The 11,389-nt window shown below is 66.2% G+C and carries 12 protein-coding genes; 8 read left to right on the top strand and 4 right to left on the bottom strand.

Translation table 11 applies throughout. The features are described from left to right. On the top strand, positions 1–598 hold a 598-nt coding region (locus tag AC1KVE_RS20815), incomplete at its 5' end, for a substrate binding domain-containing protein (protein ID WP_481093111.1). A 10-nt stretch (positions 599–608) separates the two neighbouring features. Here the strand turns inward: AC1KVE_RS20815 and AC1KVE_RS20810 are convergent. After that, positions 609–1,322: a hypothetical protein gene (locus tag AC1KVE_RS20810; protein WP_481092523.1), complete on the bottom strand. Its 714-nt coding sequence runs from the start codon at positions 1,320–1,322 to the stop codon at positions 609–611. 456 nt (positions 1,323–1,778) lie between these two features. Here AC1KVE_RS20810 and AC1KVE_RS20805 point away from each other — a divergent pair, with 456 nt between their 5' ends. After that, positions 1,779–2,849 (top strand): ATP-grasp fold amidoligase family protein, encoded by a 1,071-nt coding sequence (locus tag AC1KVE_RS20805; RefSeq protein WP_184457951.1) that lies wholly within the window; start codon positions 1,779–1,781, stop codon positions 2,847–2,849. Between the two features lie 159 nt (positions 2,850–3,008). Here the strand turns inward: AC1KVE_RS20805 and AC1KVE_RS20800 are convergent, their stop codons facing one another. Together AC1KVE_RS20800 and AC1KVE_RS20795 are read right to left on the bottom strand one after the other, a co-directional pair. Next, a complete protein-coding gene (locus AC1KVE_RS20800) occupies positions 3,009–3,338 on the bottom strand; it encodes a YciI family protein (protein ID WP_481092513.1) in 330 nt (109 codons plus the stop codon). A 101-nt stretch (positions 3,339–3,439) separates the two neighbouring features. After that, positions 3,440–4,243 carry an SDR family NAD(P)-dependent oxidoreductase gene (locus tag AC1KVE_RS20795; protein WP_481092512.1) on the bottom strand — a complete coding sequence of 268 codons (804 nt, stop codon included), beginning with the start codon at positions 4,241–4,243 and terminating at the stop codon, positions 3,440–3,442. 234 nt (positions 4,244–4,477) lie between these two features. Here AC1KVE_RS20795 and AC1KVE_RS20790 point away from each other — a divergent pair, with 234 nt between their 5' ends. From AC1KVE_RS20790 to AC1KVE_RS20775, 4 genes are all read left to right on the top strand, one after another. Next, positions 4,478–4,915, top strand: a complete 438-nt coding sequence (locus AC1KVE_RS20790) for a winged helix-turn-helix transcriptional regulator (protein ID WP_024940059.1) — start codon at positions 4,478–4,480, stop codon at positions 4,913–4,915. Positions 4,916–5,084: 169 nt separating this feature from the next. Next, on the top strand, positions 5,085–5,606 hold the full coding sequence (locus AC1KVE_RS20785; protein WP_481092511.1) for a hypothetical protein: 522 nt from the start codon (positions 5,085–5,087) through the stop codon (positions 5,604–5,606). An 85-nt stretch (positions 5,607–5,691) separates the two neighbouring features. Next, complete coding sequence (locus AC1KVE_RS20780) at positions 5,692–6,165, top strand: hypothetical protein (protein WP_228315113.1); 474 nt, start codon at positions 5,692–5,694, stop codon at positions 6,163–6,165. Further along, positions 6,162–6,479 (top strand): plasmid stabilization protein, encoded by a 318-nt coding sequence (locus AC1KVE_RS20775; protein WP_481092510.1) that lies wholly within the window; start codon positions 6,162–6,164, stop codon positions 6,477–6,479. The genes AC1KVE_RS20780 and AC1KVE_RS20775 overlap by 4 nt, the downstream gene beginning before the upstream one ends. 66 nt (positions 6,480–6,545) lie before the next feature. On the opposite strand, the gene trhA is transcribed toward AC1KVE_RS20775, so the two are convergent. Beyond that, entirely contained in the window at positions 6,546–7,208 is a 663-nt protein-coding gene (gene trhA, locus AC1KVE_RS20770) for a PAQR family membrane homeostasis protein TrhA (RefSeq protein ID WP_024940062.1), read from the bottom strand. A gap of 173 nt (positions 7,209–7,381) precedes the next feature. Here trhA and AC1KVE_RS20765 point away from each other — a divergent pair, with 173 nt between their 5' ends. Beyond that, the gene (locus AC1KVE_RS20765) at positions 7,382–9,877 is read left to right on the top strand and encodes a DEAD/DEAH box helicase (protein WP_160955037.1); all 2,496 of its coding nucleotides are present in this window, start codon (positions 7,382–7,384) and stop codon (positions 9,875–9,877) included. Continuing rightward, on the top strand, positions 9,874–11,376 hold the full coding sequence (locus tag AC1KVE_RS20760) for a ribonuclease H-like domain-containing protein (RefSeq protein WP_481092509.1): 1,503 nt from the start codon (positions 9,874–9,876) through the stop codon (positions 11,374–11,376). The genes AC1KVE_RS20765 and AC1KVE_RS20760 overlap by 4 nt, the downstream gene beginning before the upstream one ends. Positions 11,377–11,389: the final 13 nt, after the last annotated feature.

The following is an 11,389-nucleotide window of genomic DNA, read 5'->3' as shown; positions in this document are numbered from 1 at the left end:
GGCGTTGTCGCACCACTATGTGATGCCGCTGGTGCCGGAGTTCTTGCGGCGCTTTCCTGGCCTGGAGCTGGATCTGCAGATCAACGACCGCTTCGTCAATCTGCTCGACGAGGGCGCGGAGCTTGCCATCCGCATCGGCCACCTGGAAAACAGCGCGCTGCGCGCACGGCGGATCGGCGCGTTCAAGCGCGTGTGCGTGGCAAGCAACGCCTATCTTGCCGAGCGCGGCGTGCCCCGCGTGCCCGAGGACCTGCGCCAGCACGATTGCGTGCTGTACACCTTGCTGGCCTCCGGGGCGACGTGGCGTTTCAAGGATGTGGAGGTGCCGGTGTCCGGCCGGATCCGGGTCAATTCGCCGGAGGCCGCGCGCGAGTCGGTGAGCGCGGGCCTGGGCATCGGGCAGGGGCCGGAGTGGTTGTTCGAGCAGGGGCTCAAGGCCGGGCAGCTGCAAATCGTGCTGGGCGCATTCTCCGCACCTGCGGTGCCCATGCACATTCTGTATGCGGCCAACCGGCTGGTGCCGAAGCGGGCGATCGTGTTTATGGATTTTATTGCCGAGGCGTTTGCCAAGATTCCGCAACTGAATGTGGGAGGCTGATCGCCCGGCGTTATTCCAGCGGCCGTGGCGACGGGCGCTGATACTTGGAAAACGTCTTGTGCAGTGAGGCGGCGCGCTCGTCGGCAACGACGTTTTCAACACTGCTCAGGCCACGCGATGCGATGACGGCCGAGGCTTTTGCATCGCCCAGCAGGTAAGCCAAGCGCAGGTAGGCCAGGCTGTCGACCAGGTTCTTGTTTGCGGTGTCGCTGACGTACACGTCCGACAGCCCGTAGTACGCATACAGATTCCCCGCCACCGCGGCCCGCCGCAGGATGCCGATGCCCTGATAGAAACGGCCCGCCAGTGCGGTCTTTTTGCCGTAGATCACCGTTGCGGCCTGGTTGCCTGCCTGCGACTCGGCCTTGAGCTGGTCCAGCGTCAGGGTTTCCAAGCGGGCCAGTTCGTGTTCCGTCGGGTAGCCGTGGCGCAGCAGCCACTGCGCCTCTGCATCAGAGTTGGCGATCAACGGCCCACCGGCCGGGCAGGCATTGGGGCCCTGCGGGCAGAGATAGCGCCTTGCCTGCTGGCTGACCGAAGGCGGATGGCTGTTGGCCGCCTTGGCGGGCGGCAGTGCGGCGGCGTTGCCATCTGCGGTGGCGGGGCTGGCTGCTGCCTGCGCCGATGTGGGCGCCTTATCGGTTTGCGCGGCTTGGTCTGTTTTGCCGCAGGCGGCAAGCGCAAGGCACAGCGCTGCCAGGGGCGTGAGTTTGGTGACGTGCATGGGCCATCCGTTGCGGGCTGCAGTGCCGGTGCGTGATGTTGCGCGATGCCGGCCTGCGATGCGACTGCCTGCCCTTGCCGGCCGCGCCGGCAGTTGCTCCCACGCACTGCCGCCCAGGTGGCGGCGCATGCGTGCGCCATTGCGCGCCTGCCCCGCAGCCCGGGCCTGCGGAACCGGCGCGGCGTTGTGCCGGTTGCTGGTGCCGCACGCGCCAGGCGGCCGGTCGCAGGCCCTGGCCTGCGCGGGTTTGCGCGGCGCACAAAAGCGGGCGCTAGCGCAGGCCCGGGCGCCGGTCTTTATGCCCAAAGCGGCGCGATCTTTGCGCAATCGGGTCGCTTGAGACGATTCGCAACCCTGGTCTGCGTCTTTCCGTATACCGTGACACACATCACACTCAAATGTGATGCAAGTCTCACTTCACTACGGACGAGGGATCTGGCGATGGCCGACAACGGGATGGGGCTGCAGGCGCAGCCGCTGGGCGCGCACGGTGGGGCAGGTCAGCCGTGGGCTGCGCTACTGCCGGCGTTGACGACGTCTCCGGGCGACGGCCGCGCCACGCCCACGGGCACCGACGTGGCCGGCCTCAAGCGCCTGCTGCGCAAGGGTGCGCGCGGCCTGCTGCGCACCCTGCCCTGGCGGCACCAGGACCGGCTGTACTACCTGCACACCTTCGGCCGGCTGCCGGATCTGTACGCGCCCAAGTGCTTCAACGAGAAGATCCTCTACCGCAAGTGCGTGCACGGCGATTACCCGCTGTACCGGCGGCTGGCGGACAAGTTTGCGGTGCGCCCGTATGTGGCGGCCAGGATCGGCGAGGCGCACCTGATCCCGCTGCTGCTGGACAGCACCGACCCGCAGGAGCTGCTGCGCCTGCCGCAGTGGCGGCAGACCGTGATCAAGGCCAACCATGGCGCGGCGATGGTGGAGGTGGTGCGCGATGAGCCCGATGCGCAGCAGAAGCGCCGCATCATCGAGCGCTGCGGCCAATGGCTGCGCACCGACTTCTCCGACAAGGTGCGCGAGATCCATTACCGCGATATTCCGCCGCGCATTCTGGTGGAGCAGTACATCGGCGATGCGCAGCAGGTGCCGGTGGACTACAAGTTCCACATGTTCCGGCAGGTGGACGGCAGTTTTCAGTACGTGCTGCAGGTGATCTACGGGCGCTTCGACACGCCGAAGTTGGGCATGACCTTCTTTGTGGGCAACCTGCACGAGGCCTTTCACCGCATCCGCGACGACGGGCGCGCACCGCCCTGCGCGCCGGCGCTGCTGGAACAGGCGCTGGAGTTGAGCAAGCAGCTGGCAAGCGACTTCGATTACGTGCGGGTGGACTGGTATATCCAGCACGGGCAGGTCTATTTCGGCGAGCTGACCTTTACCCCGGGTGCGGGGTTGGTCACCGGCCTGGACCGCGGGCTGGACCGGATGATGGGTGACATGTGGGTGCAGCGGCGTGCGCCGGTGGAAGCGGCGTTTCCCACGCAGGGTTTGGGCGCTAGCGTGCGGGTGCCGGTGCGGTGAGCGCGTTCGCCCGCTTCGTTCGAAAGACCGGCAACTGACAGCGTGGCCTGAGCGCAGCACGCCTTTGCCTGGCATTGCTTGCTGCACGCGCGGCGTACGCTCGCCACCGCAACGTGCGGCTGCGATGACGATCCACGCGTGCCGCCTGCAGCGCGGCGTTTATCCGCGCGCCTTCAAATGCAGCATGGGGTAATGCGCATACTGCCCGACGCCGTGTTTGATGATCGGGTCTTGTGCGGTGATGGCGGCAATGTCCTGGTCGTCGGCAATCTGATACAGCGATAGACCAAAGCCGCCGGTTTCATCGATGACCGGGCCATGCGCCAGCAGCACGCCCTCGGCCAGGCGCTGGTCCAGAAACGCAGCATGCTGCTGCATCAGGGCTTTTTCCTGATCCGACAGGGTGGCCAGAAAGTCCGCGCGCGGCGGGATGAATTTGCAGAAATACGCTTTTATTCTCGTGTACTCGTGGCAAAGGGGATGCGTCACGGCTTTAGCAAAGCCGTTGATCGGGTGATAACACGGGGGTTTTGTGGGGTTTACTTGATGGAATCAGCAGCTGGATTGGCGCTGCATGTAACGCACAGCACTCAGGCTGTTTTGATGCTTTTGAAAATCGCGCCTTCAAACATCTTTGGCAGGTAACTCTGCAGGAACAGGATCATGCCGGTCATCTTTCCGACCGGGTTGCTGAACTTGGGGTCCTTGGCCTGGATCAACTTCTGGATGGTGTCCACCACGGCATCCGGTGCTTCTGCGGTGTCGATTCCCTTCTGGGTCGCCGCGTTGGCCTGCCTGCGGTAAGCGTTGTAGTCGGCAATGGTGTTGCCGGCGGCAGGCACTGCGTTATGGCCCAGATTGGTCTTGAACCAGACCGGCTCCACCATGTTGACCTTGATATTGAACTGGGCAAGTTCGAACCGCAGCGATTTGAAATACCCCTGCACCGCGTGTTTGGAGGCCGCGTAATACGACAGGTTCGGCGGCCCGATCAGCGCCACGATGGAGCTGACGGTGATGATCTGCCCGCTCCGCTGCTTGCGGAGGTACGGCAGCAGCGCATTGGTGGTTTTGACCGTGCCCCAGAAGTTGGTTTCGAACTGCTGGCGGCCCACGTCGATGGCGGTTTCTTCGGCGATACCGGTGACCATGTAACCGGCGTTGTTGACCAGCACGTCCAGGCGGTCGACCGATTGGAACAGCGTTGTGGCAAACGACTGGATCGAGGCGTCATCGTCGATATCCAGGCGCAGCAGCTTGAACGGCAGCTTGGCCTGGTGCTTTTCCGGCTCGCGGCTGGTGCCGATGACGTTGAAGCCCAGCTTGTGCAGGTTGGTGGCCAGCAACAGGCCAAACCCTGAGGATGCGCCGGTGATCAGCACTGTCTTTTTCATCGTGGTGTCTCTGAAGGAATGCGGTTTAGGGAAGGTGGAGAAAACATCGCCAGCCATCGGCGTGCAGCTGCGCGGTGCCTGACGCTGACCTGCATTGCGGTGTGCGTTGATGCGGACTGCCGCCGCGGTTGCCGCCGCGGCGTGGGCGCCCGTCACCTGCCTGATACGCACGGTTGGACTGCCCATGCGCCGCATGCTAGTATCGATTTGATAGTGAGTCAATACGGAAATGATATGAACTCAAAAACGTCGTCGGACAGCCTGTGCCCGATCGCGCGCAGCCTGACCTTCCTGGGCGATGCGTGGACGATGCTGATCCTGCGTGACGCCAATTCCGGGCTGACCCGCTTCGATCAGTTCCGGCAGAGCCTGGGGATTGCCCCGACCATGCTGACCAAGCGGCTGGCGACGCTGACCGAGGAGCGGCTGCTGGAAAAGCGCCTGTACTCCACCCGCCCGCCGCGCGAGGAGTACGTGCTGACCCAGGCAGGGCGCGATTACCTGCCGGTGCTGTTCATGATCGGTGCGTGGGGCCGCAAGCACCGTGGCGAGGGCAAGCTGCTGCGTTTTCTGGATGCGGAAACCGGCACCGAGCTGCAGCCGGTCGCCATCGACGCAGTCACCGGTGCAGAGATCGGCACACGCGCGATCCGCATGGTGATGCCGGAGTAAGCGCGGCGACGTGGTGGATGGCTCTCAGCATGCGTTGACGCCTGGCGCGCTACCCTCGCGCGCCCTGGCTGCCTCGACCTGGGCGACTGCGTGACGCATTGGCGTCATGTTGGGCGCCGATGTCGAGGGCAGCCGCGCCGCTCTTCCATTCACTACAAGGACGTCACCGTTGTCGCACATTTCCCTACACCGCTTCCTGCCGCTCGCCTGTCTGGGCCTGCTGTCTGCCTGCAACGGTGGCACGGCCACCCCCAGCGCGCCGCGCCCGGAGTCCGAGCACTTCACCCTTGCCGAGCTGCAGCAGCTTGGCTGCACCGTCACCGCCACGCCCAAACGCGATGTCCGCAAGATCCCGTTGCTGGGCGAGGTCGATGGCTATGGCGTGACCAGCACCAACGCCTGCGCCACCCACATGATCAGCCTGCTGCAGCCGATGAGCTACGAAGACGCGGTGTGGGAGGGCGCACGCAGCGCCGCCGGCACCTTTGCCAAGGAGCACGGGCTGGAGCGCGAGAGTTATGAAGGCCGGCTCGGTGAGTACAGCGAGATCGAGGTGTTCAGCCGTGGCGGCAAGCCGGTGGGCTTTGAATACAACGTGCAGGCAAAGGGCACGCTGCATTCGGTGGTCGTGCTCTCCGACAGCATCGCGCCGGATGCGGCGTTCGAGGCGGTGATGAAGACCAAGCTGTAGGGCGTGAGCCTGGCTGACAACCGTTAGCTGGCGCGCCAGATCAATGATAAAGTGGCTACCATCTAATCGTTAACTGGATAACGCCATGACGAATCTGGTCAAGCTGGCGACCGCACGTGCCCTGGTCGACGCCAGTGCGGTCAGGCACGCGTCGGTCATCGGGGAAGCCGGTGCCTGGACCGTGCAATTGCAGACCCATGACCAGACCCGTGTGCTGGCCACCAAGGCGAATGCGCCGCGCCGGTTTGGCAGCTTCGAAAGTGCGTTGAAGGTCTTGCGCGAGATGGGCATGCCATTGGACGTGCTTCACGTGGACGCTGCGCAGTGGGACGCCGAGGGCGGCAATGCGAAGCGCCGGCCTGACCGCTCCGAGGCGATGAAGGTCAAGGAGTTGGATGCACGCTATGCGGTGTCGCTACGCACCCAGACCGAGCATGCCCTGGCCGACCCCCGCCCCGCACTCTCCAGCGCGCAGGCGAAGCAGCAGATGGAGACGCTCAAGACGCAACACCGTGCGGCGCTTGAGGCAGCCCTGGCTGCAAAGGGCACGCGTGCGTGAGCGTGGCCTGGAAGCAGAGCGCGCTGGATGCGCGCACCGCGTTGCTCGCTTCAGCATTGGCGCGCGCGATCGAAATCTCCGACCCGCAGATTTATTTCGCCGCATGTGAACAGGACGACCGGATCGAAACCGAGGGCGACGCGCTGGATGGTGCCGCCACCTATCACTCTGGGCCACTGCCGGGAACGCGTTTGTACACCTGCCAGGACGGCAGATATCTCTTGATCTACACACGCGACGGCGACGATGTGCTGATCCTTGCCCTCGTACCTGCGCGCTCTGATTGGAAGCCGACGCAGTCAGGCGATCAATAGATCCATGACGCGTCGATGCTACCGAGCGATGGGCATACGCGACTGCTCGACGACATCGACAGCGCGCTACATCCCACCCAACGGCTGCAGGCACAACCAGATTGCGCACCAGTGCGAGAGCGCGCCGCCCAGCACGTGGGCGTGCCAGATGGCGCGGTTGTAGACCAGCGACTTGCGCACGTAGAAGGTGACACCCACGGTGTAGAACGCGCCGCCGGCGGCGATCAGCCACAGCACGGTGCTGTCCAGGCCGGCGAGCAGCGGCTTGATCACCACGATGCCGGCCCAGCCCAGCAACAGGTAGATCACCACCCAGAAGCCCTTGGCGATGCCGGGCAGGAACAGCTTGGCGAATACGCCGAACAAGGCCACGCCCCACACGCCCAGGATCATCGCCCAGCGCCAGGTGCCGTCGAGGGCGACCAGCAGGAACGGGGTGTAGGAGCCGGCAATCATCACGAAGATGCCGGCGTGGTCGAACTTGCGCAGCATCGGCTGGCGTTGCGGCGGGGCGAAGTTGTACGCCGCCGAGCAGCCGAACATCACCAGCAGCCCCAGCGCGTAGACGCAGGTGGCCAGCAGCATGGTCTGGTTGGCATGCGCGCGCCAGACCATCCAGGCGCCGCCGACGATGGCCAGGAACAGGCCGGCGGCGTGCACGATCACATCGGCACGGCGGGCGGAACGGGTCTTGTAGTGCGGCGCGGTGAGGCTGGGGGAAACGGGCACGGCGGTTCTTCGAGATGGGGGAGCCACAGCGTGCAAGGCAACGGTGACGCGGTGGGGGCAACAGAATACCCGGCTTGCTGAATCCGCTCAGTGACACAGGCTCGCCGGTTCGGCGCTGGTCTCATACCCTGAGACACCTCCCCTGTCTCATGCCCCTCTTTGGGAGCCGCCGTATGCCTCCGTTTGCCCTCGCTCCCCGCACCGAAACCGCCGAACGCGCGCTGGCCACCACCGATGGCCGGCCCAGCCGCGATGGCGCACTGCTCACCGAACGCCTGGAACGGCGCTACCACGACCGCATCACCGGCAGCTTTACCCTGCCCGGACGCGACGGCCGTTATGCGCCGATTCCCGCCGACGTACCAGCCGCGCTGGCCGACGCTTTGCGTGCGCGGGGCATCAGCCAGCTCTACAGCCACCAGGCCGACGCCTGGGCGGCCACCCAACGCGGCGAACATGTGGCAATCGTGACGCCCACCGCGTCGGGCAAGTCGCTGTGCTACACGCTGCCGGTGGTGAGCGCGGCGATGCGCTCCGGAGCCAAGGCGCTGTACCTGTTCCCGACCAAGGCGCTGGCGCAGGACCAGGTGGCCGAGCTACTGGAGTTGAACCGGGCCGGCGAGCTGGGGGTGAAGGCCTTCACCTTCGACGGCGATACGCCCGGCGATGCGCGCCAGGCGATCCGCCTGCATGGCGACATCGTGGTGAGCAACCCGGACATGCTGCACCAGGCGATCCTGCCGCATCACACCAAGTGGGCGCAGTTCTTCGAGAACCTGCGCTATGTGGTGATCGACGAGATCCACACCTACCGCGGCGTGTTCGGCAGCCACGTTACCAATGTGCTGCGCCGGCTCAAGCGCATCTGCGCGTTCTATGGCGCCAACCCGCAGTTCATCCTGTGCTCGGCCACCATCGGCAACCCGCACGCGCACGCGCAGGCCCTGATCGAAGAACAGGTGCATGCGATCACCGAATCCGGCGCGCCCACCGGCGACAAGCACGTGCTGCTGTGGAACCCGCCGGTGGTCAATGCGGATTTGGGGCTGCGCGCATCGGCACGTTCGCAGAGCAACCGCATTGCGCGCATCGCGATCAAGAGTGGACTCAAGACGCTGGTGTTCGCGCAGACGCGCCTGATGGTGGAGGTGCTGACCAAGTACCTGAAGGACATCTTCGACCACGACCCGCGCAAGCCGCCACGCATCCGTGCGTACCGCGGCGGCTACCTGCCCACCGAGCGGCGCGAGGTGGAGCGCGCGATGCGCGCCGGCAATATCGACGGCATCGTGTCCACTTCGGCATTGGAACTGGGCGTGGATATCGGCGCGCTGGATGTGGTGATCCTCAACGGTTACCCCGGCAGCGTGGCGGCGACCTGGCAGCGCTTCGGCCGCGCCGGGCGCCGCCAGCAACCGGCGCTGGGCGTGCTGGTGGCCAGCTCGCAGCCGCTGGACCAGTACGTGGTGCGGCACCCGGATTTCTTTGCCGATGCCTCGCCCGAGCATGCGCGCATTGCGCCGGACCAGCCGCTGATCCTGTTCGATCACATCCGCTGCGCCGCGTTCGAGCTGCCGTTCATTGCCAGCGAGCCGTTCGGCCCGATCGACCCGCTGGTGTTCCTGGAAGCGCTGGCCGAGAGCGACGTGATCCATCAGGAAGGCGACCGCTGGGAGTGGATCGCCGACAGCTACCCGGCCAATGCGGTGAGCCTGCGCTCGGTGGCCGACGGCAACTTCGTGGTGGTGGACAAGAGCGACGGCAAGCAGCAGATCATTGCCGAGGTGGATTATTCGGCCGCCGCGCTGACCTTGTACGAAGGCGCCATCCACATGGTGCAGAGCACGCCGTACCAGGTGGAGCGGCTGGACTGGGAAGGCCGCAAGGCCTATGTCACGCGCACCCATGTGGACTACTACACCGACAGCATCGACTACACCAAGCTGAAGGTGCTGGACCGCTTCGACGGCGGCGTGGCCGGGCGCGGCGATTCGCACCATGGCGAGGTGCATGTGGTGCGGCGCGTGTCCGGCTACAAGAAGATCCGCTATTACACGCACGAGAACATCGGCTACGGGCCAGTCAATCTGCCCGACCAGGAACTGCATACCACCGCGGTGTGGTGGCAGTTGCCGCAGGCCACGTTGGGCAAGGCGTTTGCCTCCAAGCAGGATGCGCTGGATGGTTTTTTGGGTGCGGCCTATGCGCTGCACGTGGTGGCCACGGTGGCGGTGATGGCCGATGCGCGCGACCTGCAAAAAGCGGTGGGCAATGGCGACGGCGCGTGGTTTGCGGTGGCCGACCAGACCGGGCGCGGACAGCTGCGTGGCGTGGACGAAGGCGAAGAAGGCGCGGTGGAATTGCAGCAGGCCTTCGTGCCCACGGTGTATCTGTACGACAACTTCCCCGGCGGGGTGGGCCTGAGCGAGCCGCTGTGGCTGCGCCAGGCCGAGCTGCTGCAGCGCGCCGACGAGCTGGTGCGGCGTTGCGACTGCAGCGCCGGCTGCCCGGCCTGCGTGGGCCCGGTGCTGGCCGCGCATGAGGAAGGCAAGGGCGAGTCGCCCAAGTCGTTGGCATTGACGGTGCTGGCGCTGTTGTTCGATGCGGATGCGCCGTTGCGGCATGCCACCCAGGTGGACGACGACCTGGCGCTGGACGTGCTTGCATGAGCGTGAGTGCGGACCGGTTGCGCTTGTTGCGGCGTCAGGCCGGGCATGCCGATGTGCCAGCGCCAGTTGCAGATGGCGCTGCAGTGGATGGTGCGGATGTTTCCGCTGCGCGCGATGCGCAGGCCGATGCCCACCCGCTGCGCGCGGCAGGGGTGGCGCGTACCTCGGGTAATGCAGTCGGTGCGGATGCAGTGCCGGGCAATGCACGCACGCGTGCCGCAGGTGACATGCCTGCGGCAGCGCAGCCAATGCGTGCGCCGGCAGCGCCGGTGCCTGGCAGCGATCCTGGGGTGAGCGCAGAACGCTTGCGCCTGCTGCGCCGCCAGGTCGGCGGGCTGACGCCCACGGCGCGCAAGGACGATGCGGTGATGCCCACGCGTGCGCAACGCCAGCCTGCGCCGGGTGCTGCTGTGTCTGGGTCACGCGCTTTGCCGCGCGAGGCGGCTGTGCGAGGCACGCAGCCCGGCAGCGCAGAGGCGGCCGGTGCGCCGCGCACCCCGCCCACCGCACCGGCCATGACGCGCCGCGCCCTGCAGGCTCCGGTTGCTGCAGCGCCTGCGCGCGATAGCTCGGCGTTTGCCTGGGTGGACCACGATGTGCGCCACAAGCGCGCAGGTGCGGCGGCCGATGCGGCAGCGCGCGTGCCGGCTGTGCGCGCGACACCGGCTGCGCCCACATCACTGCCGCCACCGCAGCGACGTACCGATATTGCCGGCCTGCGCAAGATGATCGGCCTGCGCGAGCGCGCGGTCTCGGCGCACGCGCCGGTACGCGCGGCGTCCACCGACCGGCATCTGCCCGGCAACGAGATCGCGCCCGGCCTGCACCTGATCGAAGCCTTCCTGCCGCAGGCGATCCCGCGCCAGGCGCTGTCGCTGGCGTTCGCCAAGCGCGAGGACGCGGTGGACCCGATGGATCTATTGTTCTTCGACACCGAAACCACCGGCCTGGCCGGCGGCACCGGCACGCGCGCCTTCATGATCGGCGTGGCCGATTGGTACACCGACGCTACGCAGGGCAGCGGGCTGCGCGTGCGCCAGTTGATGATGTCCACGATGGCGGCCGAAAGCGCGATGCTGGACCTGTTCCGCAGCTGGCTGTCGCCGCAGACGGTGCTGTCCAGCTACAACGGCCGCTGCTACGACGCGCCGTTGTTGAAGACGCGCTACCGGCTGGCGCGCCGCGGCGACCCGATCTCTGCGCTGGACCATGTGGACCTGCTGTTCCCCACCCGGCGCCGCTATCGCGGCACCTGGGAGAACTGCAAGCTGTCCACCATCGAACGGCAGCTGCTACGCGTGGTGCGCGAAGACGACCTGCCCGGCTCCGAAGCCCCGGCCGCCTGGTTGAGTTACCTGCGCGGCGGCAGCGCGCGCAACCTGCGCCGCGTGGCCGAGCACAATCACCAGGACGTGGTGACCTTGTCGCTGCTGATGCAGCGCCTGGTGGCGGTGGACGCGCAGGACCGTGAAGTGATTCCGATGCTGGAGACGCCCTGACAACAGGCCGTCA

This window comes from Xanthomonas sp. NCPPB 2864 (assembly GCF_056675615.1).
Note: the sequence above shows the minus strand (reverse complement) of the source record. Positions and strands in the feature narration are given on the sequence as shown.

What these genes read in the sequence shown, in the direction of transcription:
- AC1KVE_RS20810 (WP_481092523.1), bottom strand. Translation starts at nt 1,322, where the DNA reads ATGCACGTCACCAAACTCACGCCCCTGGCAGCGCTGTGCCTTGCGCTT.
- AC1KVE_RS20805 (WP_184457951.1), top strand. Translation starts at nt 1,779, where the DNA reads ATGGGGCTGCAGGCGCAGCCGCTGGGCGCGCACGGTGGGGCAGGTCAG.
- AC1KVE_RS20795 (WP_481092512.1), bottom strand. Translation starts at nt 4,243, where the DNA reads ATGAAAAAGACAGTGCTGATCACCGGCGCATCCTCAGGGTTTGGCCTG.
- AC1KVE_RS20790 (WP_024940059.1), top strand. Translation starts at nt 4,478, where the DNA reads ATGAACTCAAAAACGTCGTCGGACAGCCTGTGCCCGATCGCGCGCAGC.
- AC1KVE_RS20780 (WP_228315113.1), top strand. Translation starts at nt 5,692, where the DNA reads ATGACGAATCTGGTCAAGCTGGCGACCGCACGTGCCCTGGTCGACGCC.
- AC1KVE_RS20765 (WP_160955037.1), top strand. Translation starts at nt 7,382, where the DNA reads ATGCCTCCGTTTGCCCTCGCTCCCCGCACCGAAACCGCCGAACGCGCG.
- AC1KVE_RS20760 (WP_481092509.1), top strand. Translation starts at nt 9,874, where the DNA reads ATGAGCGTGAGTGCGGACCGGTTGCGCTTGTTGCGGCGTCAGGCCGGG.